13 protein-coding genes are annotated in these 13,650 nt (G+C 58.8%); 11 read left to right on the top strand and 2 right to left on the bottom strand.

From position 1 onward, the window contains the following. The 3 genes from PLZ73_04095 to PLZ73_04085 all read left to right on the top strand — a co-directional run bounded on the left by PLZ73_04095 (position 1) and on the right by PLZ73_04085 (position 2,899). Positions 1-522, top strand: a complete 522-nt coding sequence (locus PLZ73_04095; protein HOO77049.1) for a dTDP-4-dehydrorhamnose 3,5-epimerase family protein — start codon at positions 1-3, stop codon at positions 520-522. A gap of 2 nt (positions 523-524) precedes the next feature. Then, complete coding sequence (locus tag PLZ73_04090) at positions 525-1,940, top strand: sulfatase (protein HOO77048.1); 1,416 nt, start codon at positions 525-527, stop codon at positions 1,938-1,940. A 230-nt stretch (positions 1,941-2,170) separates the two neighbouring features. After that, positions 2,171-2,899: a glycosyltransferase family 2 protein gene (locus PLZ73_04085; GenBank protein ID HOO77047.1), complete on the top strand. Its 729-nt coding sequence runs from the start codon at positions 2,171-2,173 to the stop codon at positions 2,897-2,899. On the opposite strand, the gene PLZ73_04080 is transcribed toward PLZ73_04085, so the two are convergent. After that, positions 2,896-4,005: a radical SAM protein gene (locus PLZ73_04080; protein HOO77046.1), complete on the bottom strand. Its 1,110-nt coding sequence runs from the start codon at positions 4,003-4,005 to the stop codon at positions 2,896-2,898. The genes PLZ73_04085 and PLZ73_04080 overlap by 4 nt on opposite strands. A gap of 38 nt (positions 4,006-4,043) precedes the next feature. Then, positions 4,044-5,432: a hypothetical protein gene (locus PLZ73_04075; protein HOO77045.1), complete on the bottom strand. Its 1,389-nt coding sequence runs from the start codon at positions 5,430-5,432 to the stop codon at positions 4,044-4,046. Between the two features lie 323 nt (positions 5,433-5,755). On the opposite strand from PLZ73_04075, the gene PLZ73_04070 reads away from it, so the two are divergent. Genes PLZ73_04070 through PLZ73_04035 form a run of 8 tightly spaced genes read left to right on the top strand, consistent with a single transcriptional unit; the run spans position 5,756 to position 13,646 of the window. Beyond that, on the top strand, positions 5,756-7,153 hold the full coding sequence (locus PLZ73_04070) for a radical SAM protein (GenBank protein HOO77044.1): 1,398 nt from the start codon (positions 5,756-5,758) through the stop codon (positions 7,151-7,153). Next, positions 7,153-8,442 carry an FAD-dependent oxidoreductase gene (locus PLZ73_04065; protein HOO77043.1) on the top strand — a complete coding sequence of 430 codons (1,290 nt, stop codon included), beginning with the start codon at positions 7,153-7,155 and terminating at the stop codon, positions 8,440-8,442. Before PLZ73_04070 ends, PLZ73_04065 begins: the two co-directional genes overlap by 1 nt. Then, the gene (locus tag PLZ73_04060) at positions 8,439-9,392 is read left to right on the top strand and encodes an NAD-dependent epimerase/dehydratase family protein (GenBank protein HOO77042.1); all 954 of its coding nucleotides are present in this window, start codon (positions 8,439-8,441) and stop codon (positions 9,390-9,392) included. Before PLZ73_04065 ends, PLZ73_04060 begins: the two co-directional genes overlap by 4 nt. Positions 9,393-9,396: 4 nt before the next feature. Further along, positions 9,397-10,107: a sugar phosphate nucleotidyltransferase gene (locus PLZ73_04055; GenBank protein ID HOO77041.1), complete on the top strand. Its 711-nt coding sequence runs from the start codon at positions 9,397-9,399 to the stop codon at positions 10,105-10,107. Continuing rightward, positions 10,104-11,102 (top strand): galactokinase, encoded by a 999-nt coding sequence (locus PLZ73_04050; protein ID HOO77040.1) that lies wholly within the window; start codon positions 10,104-10,106, stop codon positions 11,100-11,102. The genes PLZ73_04055 and PLZ73_04050 overlap by 4 nt, the downstream gene beginning before the upstream one ends. After that, the gene (locus PLZ73_04045) at positions 11,102-11,635 is read left to right on the top strand and encodes an HAD family hydrolase (protein ID HOO77039.1); all 534 of its coding nucleotides are present in this window, start codon (positions 11,102-11,104) and stop codon (positions 11,633-11,635) included. Before PLZ73_04050 ends, PLZ73_04045 begins: the two co-directional genes overlap by 1 nt. Then, positions 11,632-12,228 (top strand): SIS domain-containing protein, encoded by a 597-nt coding sequence (locus PLZ73_04040; protein HOO77038.1) that lies wholly within the window; start codon positions 11,632-11,634, stop codon positions 12,226-12,228. Before PLZ73_04045 ends, PLZ73_04040 begins: the two co-directional genes overlap by 4 nt. Then, complete coding sequence (locus PLZ73_04035; protein HOO77037.1) at positions 12,225-13,646, top strand: B12-binding domain-containing radical SAM protein; 1,422 nt, start codon at positions 12,225-12,227, stop codon at positions 13,644-13,646. The genes PLZ73_04040 and PLZ73_04035 overlap by 4 nt, the downstream gene beginning before the upstream one ends. The last annotated feature ends 4 nt before the right edge of the window (positions 13,647-13,650 follow it).

The raw sequence follows: 13,650 nt of genomic DNA, 5'->3' as shown, positions 1-13,650 counted from the left end.
ATGGCCGGGATGGAAGTGAGGGATACGAGCCTCCCCGGGGTCAAGCTCATCCGCCCCCCGACGGTCTCCGAGGATTTCCGCGGAGGTTACACCGAAACCTATAACCGGGAACTCTACCACCGGGCGGGAATTGCGGTGGAATTCGTTCAGGACGATTATTCGTTCTCCTACCGTCACGTCCTGCGGGGGATCCACGCCGACGACGTAACCTGGAAACTGGTGTACTGCCCTTTCGGAAGGTTCTATCTGGTCATCGTCGATTGCTGTGAGGGGTCGGCATCTTTCGGGCGGTGGGAGAGTTTCACCCTTTCCTCCGAGAACCGTCTTCAGGTGCTCTCTCCTCCGGGCCACGGGGTGGCGCATCTGGTGACCAGCCCGGAAGCGGTGTTCGGGTATAAGCAGTCGACGTATTACGACCGCAAATCCCAGCGAACGTACCGCTGGGACGATCCCGCTTTCGGCATCTATTGGCCGGTGGACAAGCCCATTCTATCTCCCCGCGACGCCCTGGCCCGCGATTAGCGATGGGACGGGCGCCGAGAAATCCTCGGGGGAGGGGCCCCGGCGGAGTCCGGTTCGGGGGCATCCTGGTGCTGGCGGCCGCGGCGGTCCTTGGTGCCGCCGGTTGCGGGCGCCGGGGGGAACGTCCCGATATCGTCCTGATCAGCATCGACACGCTCCGCCCCGATCACCTTTCCGCCTACGGTTACGGGCGCCCGACTTCCCCCTTTCTCTCTTCCCTGGCCGCTTCCGGGGTGCGGTTCGACAACTGTTATTCCGTAACTTCATGGACACGGCCGTCGATGGCGTCGCTCTTCACCGGTCTCTATCCCCGCAGCCACGGGGTTTACACCACCGACCTGATCGATCCCGACGGCACCCGCTGGCCCATGAAGATAGACCCTTCCTTCACCACCCTGGCCGAATCTTTGAAGGCGGCGGGCTACCATACCTTCGGAGTAACCGCCAATCCCCAGGCCGGAGTCTGGGCGGGGGGGGATCAGGGTTTCGATACGTTCGTCGAAACCGGAGACAGCGTCACCGCGGATCGGGTCCATGAGCTGGCCCTTTCCCTGCGGGAGAAGCTCGCCGCCGGCCGGCCCTATTTTCTCTGGGTTTTCTACTACGATCCCCACGCCCCGTACCATGCCCGCCGGCCCTGGGCGGAGGAGTACGAGAAGGACGAAGCTCTGTTGAACGACCCCCTCCTGGCCGAGAATCACATGGACGAAGACTGGACCGGGGCCAAATCAGTCCACGGCGACCCCCGCCGCCTGGAGGCCCTGCAGGCCCTCTACGACAGCGAGATCAACTATGTCGACGACTACATCCGGCGCCTGTTCGATGAAGTCGTCCCCGCGGGCAGCGACCCCCTGGTGATCGTTCACGCTGACCACGGCGAGGAATTTCTCGAACACGGCCTGCTCGGACACGGCCGCTCGCTCTTCGCTCCGTCGGTGCGCATCCCCCTGATTATGAAGGACCCCGGAGGCCGGTGGGGGGGTAAGGCGGTGCCGCAACCGGCCTGCATCATCGATATCTATCCGACCATCCTCGATTACCTGGGATTGGAGATACCCGACTCTCTCCAGGGGGCCAGCCTGCTGCCCTGGCTGGAAGGCGAGGAGGCCGATCGCCCCCGGGAATTGATCTCCGAATTGGAAGAGGAGGAGAGCCCCCATCTTCAGGGGATGATGGTCTGGCCCTGGAGGTTCATCCGCCGGGTCGGGGAGAAGCAACGCCCGGAGTTGTATAATCTTAAAGATGACCCGCGGGAGAGCGAGAATCAGGCCCTTTCCCAGGGGCCGCGAGCGGCCCGGATGGAAGACAAACTGGGAAAATGGCTGAAGAAAATCCCCCGTTTCGAATATTCGCGGCGAGAAGAGCGTTGGACCGACGAGGCCCGGGATCGGCTCAGGGCCTTAGGATACCTCCAGTAATGCAACTCCGGTCACGCCCCTGGTACTGGCTTCTCTCCTTTTCGGAAAATACGCGGCAACTTCTGAGGAAAATGATCGGCATCGGGGTTATTGGTTGCGAATGATGGCCGGTTTCCGGGAAGCGCATAATCCCGAGTTGGCATAAGGCCTTAAATTCCATCGGGCGGCATAATGGTGAATATTGTCATTCAGAACGGCTTGACGGGCACGGTTTTTCAAGGACATTGACGGTGAATTTCGAACCGGTATCTGTCGTTCTTGTCGCCCATAACGAGGTCCTATCCATCCGTCGTGACGTGGAGGGATATTATTGGGAAGTGGTCGCGAAGATTCCCGGTTCGGAACTGATCGTCAGCGAGGATGGAAGCACCGACGGCACCAGCGAGCTCCTGCGGGAACTGGCAAGCGCCATGCCGATCCGCCTGGTCCAGGGGACGGAACGCAAGGGGTATATCCAGGCTCTGCTCGATGCTTTGGAGCTCCCGGAAAACGAGTGGATTCTTTTCAGCGACACGGGGGGGAAATTCTCCCCCGATAATTTCTGGCGGATGGAAAGGCTCCGTTCGGATGCCGATCTGATCATCGGGATCAAGCTGGACCGCCGCGACCAGCTTTACCGGAGATGGATAACAAAAGTCTTCAACCTGTTGGTGAGACGGTATTTCACGGTTGAAACCACCGACATCGACAGTGGCCTGCGGCTCTTCCGCCGGGAAGTTTTTTTCCGGGCCGCCGCCTCTCCGCTGATTTTCAAGGATTTAATAGCCACCGAGCTGACGCTACGCATGCTCGCCGCAGGTTCCAGATTCCGGGAAGTGCCGGTGGTTTATCATCTGCGCGAGGGGAAGTCCAAGGGAATGCCTCCACAAAAGATTCCCCGGGTGGTCTGCCAGACCCTGAAAAGATTCCCCGTGCTTCGACAGGAGTTGGTTCGTCTTCGCCGGGGTAGGGGTTTTTAAAATCGGCAGTCGATCGAAGGCTTTTCTCCCAGCCAGAAACGATTGAAGATCCCGCTCAATTCCCGATGACATAGGTGGTTGCAGCGCCCGCACATCGCCAGTCCGGCCCTGATCCGGCGCATTTCTTCCGAATACCAGATCTCCCGCAGGCTGCTCTGCTCCAAGTTTCCCATCGGTTGGTCCATCCAGAGGAACCAGTTGCAGGGATAGAGCCGCCCGCGCGGGTCCACAAAAAGATCGGTATACGGCGCAAAGCATTTGAACCTCACAGATTCCCCTTCCAGAAGCGCCCGGGCCAGCCGCAGATAACCCTCGGAATTGTCTATATATTTGGGGTATCGCATTTTTAGTTTCTCGATCGACCGTAAGGCGTTTTTCAATCTCAGGATATCTTTCGGGGCGAAGGAGTTATCCAAGCCCGCGGCCGGCTGGACTTCAAGGAGGGTATGACTGTCCGCTTTCAGGGTTCGGCCCAACTCCACCATGGCCTCAACCTGGTTAAGATTGTCGCGGGTAAGTGTGGTGGTCAGGGCCACGCGGGGCCTTGCACCCGATTCGGCTCTGGCCCCGATCAGGTTTTTAACCGCCCTTTTCGCCGCCGAAAAAGCGCCCTCGACACCGCGCTGCCGGTCGTTGGTCTCCGGATCGGCTCCATCCAGCGAGATGCTGACCAGGTCGATGCCTGCCCCCACAAGGCTCTTGGCCCGGGCCTCATCCAGAAGGAACCCGTTGGTGGTCAGGTGGGTCAACATGCCCCGGCGGCGGGCATGAGCGATCAACTCCGGCAGGTCGGGGCGGAGGAGGGGCTCGCCACCATAGAAGGAAATACCCGTGGTTCCGATCTCGGCAAAGCCGTCGATCAGTTTCCCAATTTTTTCGGTACTCATTTCTTCGTCGGGAACCGCTCTTTCCGGGAAGTTGCACATCCGGCAGCGGTGGTTGCAGCGGTAGGTGAGCAGGATTACGCCCGAGATCGGCCCGGTGAGGGCTCGGCCGAGGTTGGCCCCAGCCAGCACTCCGACGAATTTCGACGCCTTTCCCAGCGCTCGTCGCAAGCCTCGCCGGGCAATGTCGTCCTTGAGTACTTGAAGGTATTTAGATCGCATGGGCTACCCGAACGCTGTTAAGAGGCGCGTATGCCTGTTTAATATTGATATTCGTGCGGTGCGCCACCAATTCTTTGATGACGCAGCTCCCGTGCGCGCCTCGTTCCCGACTCATCGCCGTAGAGACGGATTTTTTCCCACATCAGCTTTTCCATTTCCTCCGGGATGTATTCGTGGCTGTTGACCAACTCCACCGCGCAATGGTCCACTATCCATATCCCGTTCGGGTAGAGAAGGTCAATAGTGGCCTGGTAAGCGAAAAGATTCGCTCCCCAATAAACCGCCAGCCCGGCGATGGCGGTCCACCCCAGCACTTTGTCGGTCGCCCTGTTCCCGGGCTCGGTCGACCGGAAGGCGGCCGCCGCCGCTAACCCGAGAAATGCGGTTAATCCGATCGAGGCGATAAAGAAACGGTTGGTTCGATACCAGAGAGCGGTCAGCGTCGAGGCCAGCAAGAACACGGTAACGGCCCACGCCGCCAGTATCCGCTTCCCCCTGTTCTCCTTGCACACAAGGAAGAATCCGGAGGAAAGCAGGAGCGCCACCCCGGCCCACCCGAACCAGGAACAGGACGACCAGCCATAGAATTCGTCATCGGAGGGCATTACGTCATAACCCCTCGACCCCTGCGCCTGAACCAGGCTGCCCGCCAAGCTCCGTCCGTATTCCCGCAAAAGCCAAACCGCGTTCATCGGTATGGGCGGGGGGCTCTCGCTCACCCGGCTGGCTTCCCTGATGGCAAAATAGCGGACGCCGAGATAAACGAGGATGATGACGAACGTCGGGACAAGGGGTTTGATGACCAAGAGGATTTTCTTCTTTTTAACCATCGTTCCCGCCGCCAGGCAGAAAGCGGGGAAAAGAACGGCCGGCTCCTTGATCATGAGTCCTCCCAGGAAAAAAAGGTATGAAGCCAGGAGAAATCCCCGCCGTGCCCGGTCCAGGAAAAGAGAAAAAAAGTAGATCATGCCCACGCAGGAGAGTAGCAAGAGCAGGTGCTGGCGGTTGTTGATGCAAGCCACCTGCCAGGCCGTATTTCCCAGGCTGGCATAGAGCAGAACGGACCAAAACGCCGCGGAGACGGTTCCCCCCAGGTTGAGTAGGAGGAGAAAGAATATTCCCGCCGCGATTTCCTCCACCAGCAGCTGGATCACGTGATTTGCGGCGGCTGAGTTTCCCGCCACCTGGTAGAAAAGCCAGTAGTGGAGCATATGGCCCGGGCGATATCCCACCGATTCGGTCAGAGACGGTTCCCAGTGCGACCGGAATCCCTTGAGGACTTCCCCGGGGGAATAGTAGTGGAGATAACGGAACTCTTCGTGCCCGAAACCGAAATAAAAAGTCGGGAGCCAGAGCAGGAAGATGGCGCAGGCAAGACAGGCAAAGTGAAAGGATTTGGAAGTAGGCACGGCTTGAAATATTTTCATGGGTATTGGCTAAGCAATGGCCGTATCATTAATCATCAAGGTTCATGGTTGGATGAATAACTTATAGTATACACGATTCGAAGGCGAAATCCGGGGTACGTTTCTTCCAGTGGACAGTTATGGTGTCGCCCGGAGCGCCGCTTGAGACGATAACGAAAACGGATTCGGAGAGGAATCGGTCCAGACGGTCAGAATGACGGTCTTCATTGTTATTGACAAGGTATGTCCGGCACATATTCCAGGAAACGCCCCGGTTTGTCTCGAGTCGGTCCGGCCGAGCATGCTGCAACGTTCGTTTGCTTGACAGGATGGATATTTGTTTCGTGCAAAGACAGAAGTTCGCACTGCCCGGCGTGGCTTCGATGGCGGCGGCGGCGATCAAGGCGGGCTACGGTGCGGATATCCTGATCGAAAACGCCGAACCGGCCTTTGAGAAAAAACTCGCGGAAATCGCGCCCGGGGTAGTTGGAGTCACCCTTACCTCCAGCGATGTGGCCTGGTTGAACGATGTGCTCCCTCGTATTCGCCGGACCTGCCCGGGATCCTTCATTATCGCCGGGGGCATTCACCCCACCATTCACCCCGCTCTGCTTGAAGAATACCCGGTTCTGGACGCAATCTGCCGGGGGGAAGGGGAGGAAGCGATGGTGGAACTCCTGGAAGCGAGGGAGGAGAACCGGCCGCCGACCGGGATCGGTAATCTGGTTGTTCGTTTCCGAGGCGAGGTTTACCGCAATCCCCTGCGACCGCTGATCGTGGATCTCGACGCCTTCCCCGAGGACCGGGGCGTTTATTTCAGGCGCTATCCCGATCTGGCATCCGACAGCCTTCTGCAGTACATCACCTCGCGGGGCTGCCCGTACCCTTGTTCATTCTGCGTCAACCATGAACTCAACCGAATCTTCCGGGGACTGGGCCCGGTCCAGCGCCGCAAATCGGTCGATTTCGCTCTCCGAGAGCTTCAGGAACTGCGGAGACAGTATCGGCGCGCCGAGACGGTTTTTTTCATCGACGATCTTTTTCTGCAGGACCGGGAATGGATCAAGAGATTTTTACCCCGTTACCGCCGCGAGATCGGGCTGCCCTTTATCTGTTCGGCGGGTCCTCGCACCATCGACGGTGAAATCGCGGATCTGCTCGCTTCCTCCGGGTGCGCCAGCGTGGAGTTCGGGATCGAAACCGGGAACGAAAGTAAGCGCCGGGAGCTCTTTAACAAGAAGGCTTTCACGGACGCAGAATTCCGCCGCCAGATCGGCCTGGTCAAGGAGAGGGGGATCGAAGTGTACGCTCCCTCCATGTTCTGTTTCCCCACCGAAACTCCCGCCGATTCCTTCCGAACGGTCGAATTCTATCATGAGCTGGGAGTCGACCACCCCTTCAGCAGCTTTCTTTTCCCGTATCCCCATACCCGCATCCATGAAATCGCGATCCGGGAGGGCTGTATCGCTCCCGATCTTCAGGCTGAAGACCTTCCCAGTAACTATTTTACCAAATCCATCTGCCGTATCCCCCGGCGCCGCGTGATCGAAAACATTCAGTACCTGTTTTATTTTTTTGCTAAACACCCCCGGTTTTACAGATACTTCAAATGGCTGGTGTACCTCCCCGTTCCGCTTAAGCCATTCCGTTATCTGGGGCTCTTCTTCTGGTTTAAAAACTGGAAGCGGATGGGATACATGGAAACGATCCGTTATTTTTGGCGGTTCAGGAAGGCGGCGTAATGGAGAAACGACAGACGGTGATTCTCGGCGGCGGCCTGGCCGGTCTTGCCGCCGCCGGTTTTAGTCCCGGGGACGTGGTGGTCCTGGAGGCGGCTTCGCGGCCCGGCGGCCTATGTCGCAGTTTCGAATGCAGAGGATTCGTCTACGATATCGGCGGCCATATCTTATTCTCCCACGACTCGGAGTTGCTTAAAGATATCCTGGAATGGTTGGAGGGGAATCTGGTCTCCGGGAGGAGAAACAACCAGATTTGGTACCGGGAGCGTTTCGTCAAATACCCGTTCGAAAACGGGATTTTCTCGCTGGCTCCGGCCGAGCGCCTGGAGATACTCCTTTCCTTTCTCGGGCGCCGGCGGACGGAGGCCGCCAACCTCGACGAATGGTTCCGGTCCCGGTTCGGGGATGCCCTGGCGGAAAAGTACCTGCTTCCCTACAATAAGAAAATCTGGAAACGATCCCCCGACCGTTTATCGCTGCTTTGGGTGGCGCGGGTACCCGACCCTCCACTGGAAGACATAGCCCGGGCCGCGGTAGGGATCGAGACCGAGGGGTATCTGCACCAGTTGAATTTTGCCTACCCCGCCCGGGGGGGAATCGAGGCCTTGATCGCTTCCCTCGCTTCCGGAGTCGAGGATCTGCGGATGGAGTTCCCGGTCGAGTCCCTGGTCGAGGAAGACGGGGGATGGAGAATCGTTTCCAGGGCGGGTGAGCTCTGGGGGAAAACGGTGATATCCACTATCCCGGTTTTCAATCTTCTCGAGGTCTTGGAGGATGTCCCCGGCGAGGTTCGTTCCGCCGCCGCGGCGCTTCAATACAATTCCCTGATCACCGTCATGGTCGGCATAGGAACGGAAGCTTTGAAGGGTAAGACCGCGATCTATATCCCCGATCCCCGGGTTTTCCCTCACCGGGTCTGTTATATGAGCCAGTTCTCCGCCGCCAACGCTCCGCCTGGATGTTCGCACCTGGTGGCGGAGATTACCGTTCCCCCCGACCACCCGCTACTGAAGGCGAGCGACTCCTTTCTGGCTGAAACGGTCGTCGCCCAGACCGGTGATATCTGCGGTTACACCCCCGACGAGGTGGTCGCGACGGAGGTCAGGCGCTTCCCGCATGCCTATGTCGTTTACGACCTCGAGTATGAGGCTAACCGCAATATCGTTTTCGACCATCTGGCCGCTCGGGGGATCCGGACGGCCGGAAGGTTCGGAAGTTTCCGCTATCTTAATATGGACGCCTGCGTGGCGGACGGCCGCCGGGTCGCGTCCGGCCGAGGAGCGGAGTCATGAGAAGCTTTATCGCCGGCGGCGCCGGGTTCATCGGCAGCCATATGGCCGCCGCCTTGATGGAACGCGGTCCGGTCACCGTCTACGACAATCTCAGTTCTGGGAGCCTGGAACACCTGAAAGCCGTCCGTTCCCGTGAAGGTTTCCGATTCCTGAAGGGAGAAGTCGGCGACCTCGAGTCGCTGCGGCGGGCGATGGCCGGGCACGATCTTGTCGTTCATCTGGCCTCCAATCCCGATATCGCCCGGAGCATGGTGGAGACGGATCTGGACCTGCGCGAAGGAACGCTCCTCACCTACAATATCCTCGAGGCTATGCGCCTGACCGGGGTGCCGGTCATCTTATATGCATCCGGATCGGGAGTTTACGGCGATGTGGGCCTCGTTCCGACCCCCGAGGATTTCGGTCCTCTTCTGCCCATTTCGCTCTATGGAGCGAGCAAGCTCGCCGGCGAGGGAATGATCAGCGCTTTTTCCCATATGTTCGGGCTCCGGGGATTTATCTTCCGTTTCGCCAACGTGGTCGGGGCGCGTCAGACCCACGGAGTGGGTTATGATTTCATTCGAAAGCTGGACAAGAACCCCAAGGCTCTCGAAATACTCGGAGACGGCAGTCAGAGTAAGTCCTATATACACGTTTCCGATGTGGTGAGAGCGATGCTTCACGTTCTCGACCGGTCCCGGGAGAGGTTGGATGTTTTCAACATCGCCACCGGGGACTACATCGACGTCGGCGGTATCGCCGCCATCGTGATCGAGGAAATGGGGCTTGCCGAGGTTGAACTTGATTACACGGGCGGAGACCGCGGTTGGAAGGGGGACGTTCCCAAGGTACGGTTCGTTCTCGACAAGATATTCTCGCTCGGTTGGCGTCCTTGCCTGAATTCGGCCGAGGCGATCAGGAACTCGGTTCGGGAGATGCTGGAGGAGGAGGAGGAGAATGGCCGCCCCTGATTCCATGCCCCAGGCGGTGATTCTGGCGGGGGGCATGGGGACACGCTTGGGAGCGGAAGCGGCGGGCATCCCCAAGTCCCTGGTTGACGTTGACGGGGCCCCGTTCATACTCAGACAGCTGCGTCTCCTGGTTTCTCGAGGGTTTCGCCGGGCGGTTCTCTGCGTCGGCTACCGGGGAGATATGATCGAAGATCGTCTCGGTGACGGCGCCGGCTTGGGCATGGAACTTATCTACAGCCGCGAGAAGGAAGATGCCTTGCTCGGTACCGCCGGGGCGTTGAAGAAGGCGGAGAAACTGCTTGAAAACGAGTTTCTGCTGCTGTACGGAGATTCCTACCTCGATTTCGACTACCGGGCCTTTATTGCCGCTTTCCGGGAAATGGACTATGATATTTTCTTATCCGTGTTCCGAAACGCGGGATTATACGACGCGAGCAATGTGCGGCTTGAGGGAGAGAGAGTTATTTACGATAAAACGGACCCGGATCCGGCAATGGAATACATCGATTACGGAGCGGCCCTTTTCCGGCGCCGGGTGCTGAACGAGTTCGTGCCGGGTGCACCCGAAGACTTGTCACGTATATACGCCAGGTTGAGCCGGGAGGACCGGATAGGGGGGTATGTAACCGATCGGCGTTTCTACGAGATAGGTTCTCTCGATGGATTACGGGAATTCAGGGAGTATATGCGTACCCGGGGCGGGCAGGAACAATGATCATCACCCGGACACCTTTTCGAGTGACCCTGGGCGGGGGGGGCACCGATCTTCCCGCCTACTACGAGCGTCACGGTGGGCTCATCATCGCGGCCGGTATCGCCAAGTACATGTATATCAACGTCAACCAACCGTTCGATCGAATGGTAAGAGTCAAGTATTCGGAATCGGAGACGGTGAAAACGGTTACCGAAGTGAGGCACAATATCGCCCGGGAGGCCTTGAAAATCAATGGATTCCAACGCGGCATCGAAGTGGCTTCGATCGCCGATATTCCGGCCGGCACCGGATTGGGTTCTTCCAGCTGTTATACGGTCGGCCTCCTCAACGCTCTACATACCTTGAAGATGGAATATATGGACCTTTACCGTCTGGCCGAAGAAGCGTGCCGCCTGGAGATTGATATTCTCGGGTACCCGATAGGCAAACAGGATCAATACATGGCCGCCTTCGGGGGCATCACCGTCTTGGAGATCGACAGGACCGGCCAGGTGGAGGTAAAGAAACTTCATCTCGATCCTGACCTGATCGAAAATCTTAACCGCAATTTGATGATGTTTTTCACTCACACTTTTCATCGGGCCAACGACATCCTGGCCGAACAGAGTTCCTCGGCCCGAGCCGCCCGGCCGGAAGTACTTTCCAACATGCACAGGATCAAGGAGATCGGCTATTTGGTCTTGGCCGCATTGGAGGAGGGGAACCTGACGGAAATCGGCCGGCTTTTCGATGAGCACTGGCGTTGCAAGCGGGCGATCTCCCCAAAAATGTCGAATCCCCGTTTTGACGAGATATACGAATCGGCCTTAGAGGCGGGAGCTCTGGGAGGAAAAATCTCCGGCGCCGGCGGCGGCGGTTTTTTTGTCTTTTATGTCGAGCAGGACCACGCGAAATTTCGGGAAAAAATGGCGGCCCGGGGGCTGCGCCCAATGCGGTACCGCTTCGATTTCGAGGGGACCAAGGTACTCGCCAACCTGCGGGATATCTGTATCTGATGGCCGTCCGGGCGGTTTTTCTCGATCGGGACGGGGTTGTCAACGAAGTAGTCCGCCGTAACGGAGTGCCGGTTTCGCCCGTGGATTTTCGGGAACTGCGGATAAGGCCCGGAATCCGCGAATGTATCCGGGAACTGAAAAACAACGGCTGGATGGTGCTGATAGTCACCAACCAACCCGACATCGCCCGGGGGGGGCTTGACCCGGATGAGCTGGAGAAGATGCATGGATATATCCGGGCTTCTCTCGAGGTCGACGATATTATCGTCTGCCCTCACGACACCGCTGACGGTTGCCGCTGCCGAAAGCCGCGGCCGGGAATGCTGGAAGACGGCGCGGCCCGTTACGGAATCGATCTGAGCGGGTCGTTTATGGCGGGGGACCAGCAAAAGGACATGGCAGCCGGCCGCGCGGCCGGCTGCCGGACCATCTTGGTTGACGCCCCCTACAATCGGGGAGTACAGTCCGACTTCACCGTAGCCGACCCGGGGAATATTTCCCGGGTCGTCCTCGGAAAGGACCGGCGAGCATGAACCATGTCGAGAGATACCTGGAAGAATTGATCGCCATCGCCCGGCAACTCGATCGGTCCGCGATCTTGAACCTGGTGGAAGAACTGGTATCGCTCCGGGAACGGGGAGGGCGGCTTTTCGTGATCGGAGTGGGGGGCAGCGCCGCCGCGGCTGCTCACGCGGTCAACGATTTCCGAAAACTGGCCGGTATCGAGGCCTACGCACCGACGGATAATGTTTCCGAACTGACGGCTCGTACCAACGATCATGGCTGGGAGACCGTATTCTCGGGGTGGCTGTCGGAGAGCCGGTTGACTCCTCAGGACGCGATTTTAATATTCTCCGTCGGCGGCGGTGACCGGGAACGGGGGATAAGCGCCAATATCGTCTCGGCTTTGGAATACGCCCGGAAACGAGGCAGCCGGGTTCTGGGCATCGTGGGCCGGGACGGCGGGGCCACTTTGAAAGCAGCCGATGTCTGCGTGCTCATTCCTCCCGTAGACCCGGAATTGGTCACTCCCCATACCGAGGCCTTCCACGCCGTGATTCATCACCTGCTGGTCTCCCACCCCCGGCTTCAGCGATCTCGGGCGAAGTGGGAGTCGGCGGAATGACCGGACCGCGCCCGCGGGTTCTTTTCATCAACCCCCCCCAGGCGGTGACCGAGCAGCTCTACTCCGCCCGGGTCGCCCGCCGGTATTCGCGCCGGGCCTATGTCCTGCCCAACACCTCGCTTGCCTACCTGGCCGCATATCTGGAAAAGAACGGTTTCGAGGTCCGCATTCTCGATGCTTCGGCTTTGGGGATTGGCCCCGCCGCCGCCGCCGCCCCAGTCAGGGAATTCGATCCGATCGCGATCTGCTACAGTCTCTGTACTCAGAATTTTCTGCCCACGCTCTCTTGGATACAGGGCCTCAAGGAACTGGTCCCGATCCCGGTAGTGGTCGGCGGCGTGCAGATGGGGATCTACCCCGGCGAGGTCATGACTCATTCCGCCATCGACTACGGCGTTATCGGAGAGGGTTGGGACATCTTGGGTCAGCTGGTCCGGGCGATCGCCGGCAACGGGGGCGTCGGAGGAATCAAGGGAGTGTGTTACCGCGAGGGTGGGGAGGTCGTTTTTACCGAACCCAACCCGGAACCGGCCCGATCCCTGGACGAAGTCCCATTCCCGGCCCGCCATCTCCTGCCCAACGACAGTTACACCACGGTTATGACCCAGAGTTGGCCGATTACGGTGATGCTTTCTTCGCGGGGATGTCCTTATGGCTGTACGTACTGCGACGTGCCTCGGGATCGTTATCAAAGCCGTTTGCCCGAACAAACCGTCGAGGAGATGGGCGAATGCGCGGGCCGGTACGGGATCAAGGAAATTCTTTTTCAGGACGAGACGTTTACTTTGGGCCGGGATAGGGTGATGGAACTGTGCGACCGTATTCTCGCCCGGGGCATCAAGGTGGATTGGTCTATCCGCGCCCGCGCCGACCTGCTGGACCGGGAAATGATCGGGATGATGAAACGAGCCGGCCTAACCAAGGTCAATCTTGGGGTGGAGTCGGGCCGACAGGAGATACTGGAGCGCTTCAACCGCAATATCCCCTTGGAGAGCATCCGGGAGGCAGTGGCCTGGACCAGGGAGTTCAATATCATCACGCTGGGATTTTTTATCATCGGTTGGCCCGGAGAAACCCGTGCCGATGTGGAAGCGACCATCCGTTTTGCTCTGGAACTTGAGTGCGACTTTATCCAGGTCAATAAGATGATGCCGCAACCGCCTTCCCGGGTTTACCAGGAACTCGTGAAGGAAACGGGGAAAGATCCCTGGCGCGATTATACCCTCGGCGACGCTTCCGGATTGCCCGGGCTGTCGGGAATCGGCTCTTCTTTCAGCCCGGCTGAATTGGATTCCATCCAGATGGAATTCTTCCGGCGTTTCTATTATCGGCCCGCTTATATCTGGCGTCGAATACGCGGCATCCGGTCGGCTCGGGAGCTTGTCAATCTGGCCGGCTCGGCTCTGGCCATTCGATAGTCTT

The sequence above is a fragment of the bacterium genome (genome assembly GCA_035380285.1).
Taxonomy (GTDB): domain Bacteria; phylum Auribacterota; class Erginobacteria; order Erginobacterales; family DAOSXE01; genus DAOSXE01.
The sequence above is the reverse complement of the archived record's forward strand: the minus strand, read 5'-3'. Positions and strand labels throughout refer to the sequence as shown.

What these genes read in the sequence shown, in the direction of transcription:
- PLZ73_04095 (HOO77049.1), top strand. Translation starts at nt 1, where the DNA reads ATGGCCGGGATGGAAGTGAGGGATACGAGCCTCCCCGGGGTCAAGCTC.
- PLZ73_04090 (HOO77048.1), top strand. Translation starts at nt 525, where the DNA reads ATGGGACGGGCGCCGAGAAATCCTCGGGGGAGGGGCCCCGGCGGAGTC.
- PLZ73_04080 (HOO77046.1), bottom strand. Translation starts at nt 4,005, where the DNA reads ATGCGATCTAAATACCTTCAAGTACTCAAGGACGACATTGCCCGGCGA.
- PLZ73_04075 (HOO77045.1), bottom strand. Translation starts at nt 5,432, where the DNA reads ATGAAAATATTTCAAGCCGTGCCTACTTCCAAATCCTTTCACTTTGCC.
- PLZ73_04065 (HOO77043.1), top strand. Translation starts at nt 7,153, where the DNA reads ATGGAGAAACGACAGACGGTGATTCTCGGCGGCGGCCTGGCCGGTCTT.
- PLZ73_04060 (HOO77042.1), top strand. Translation starts at nt 8,439, where the DNA reads ATGAGAAGCTTTATCGCCGGCGGCGCCGGGTTCATCGGCAGCCATATG.
- PLZ73_04055 (HOO77041.1), top strand. Translation starts at nt 9,397, where the DNA reads ATGCCCCAGGCGGTGATTCTGGCGGGGGGCATGGGGACACGCTTGGGA.
- PLZ73_04050 (HOO77040.1), top strand. Translation starts at nt 10,104, where the DNA reads ATGATCATCACCCGGACACCTTTTCGAGTGACCCTGGGCGGGGGGGGC.
- PLZ73_04045 (HOO77039.1), top strand. Translation starts at nt 11,102, where the DNA reads ATGGCCGTCCGGGCGGTTTTTCTCGATCGGGACGGGGTTGTCAACGAA.
- PLZ73_04040 (HOO77038.1), top strand. Translation starts at nt 11,632, where the DNA reads ATGAACCATGTCGAGAGATACCTGGAAGAATTGATCGCCATCGCCCGG.
- PLZ73_04035 (HOO77037.1), top strand. Translation starts at nt 12,225, where the DNA reads ATGACCGGACCGCGCCCGCGGGTTCTTTTCATCAACCCCCCCCAGGCG.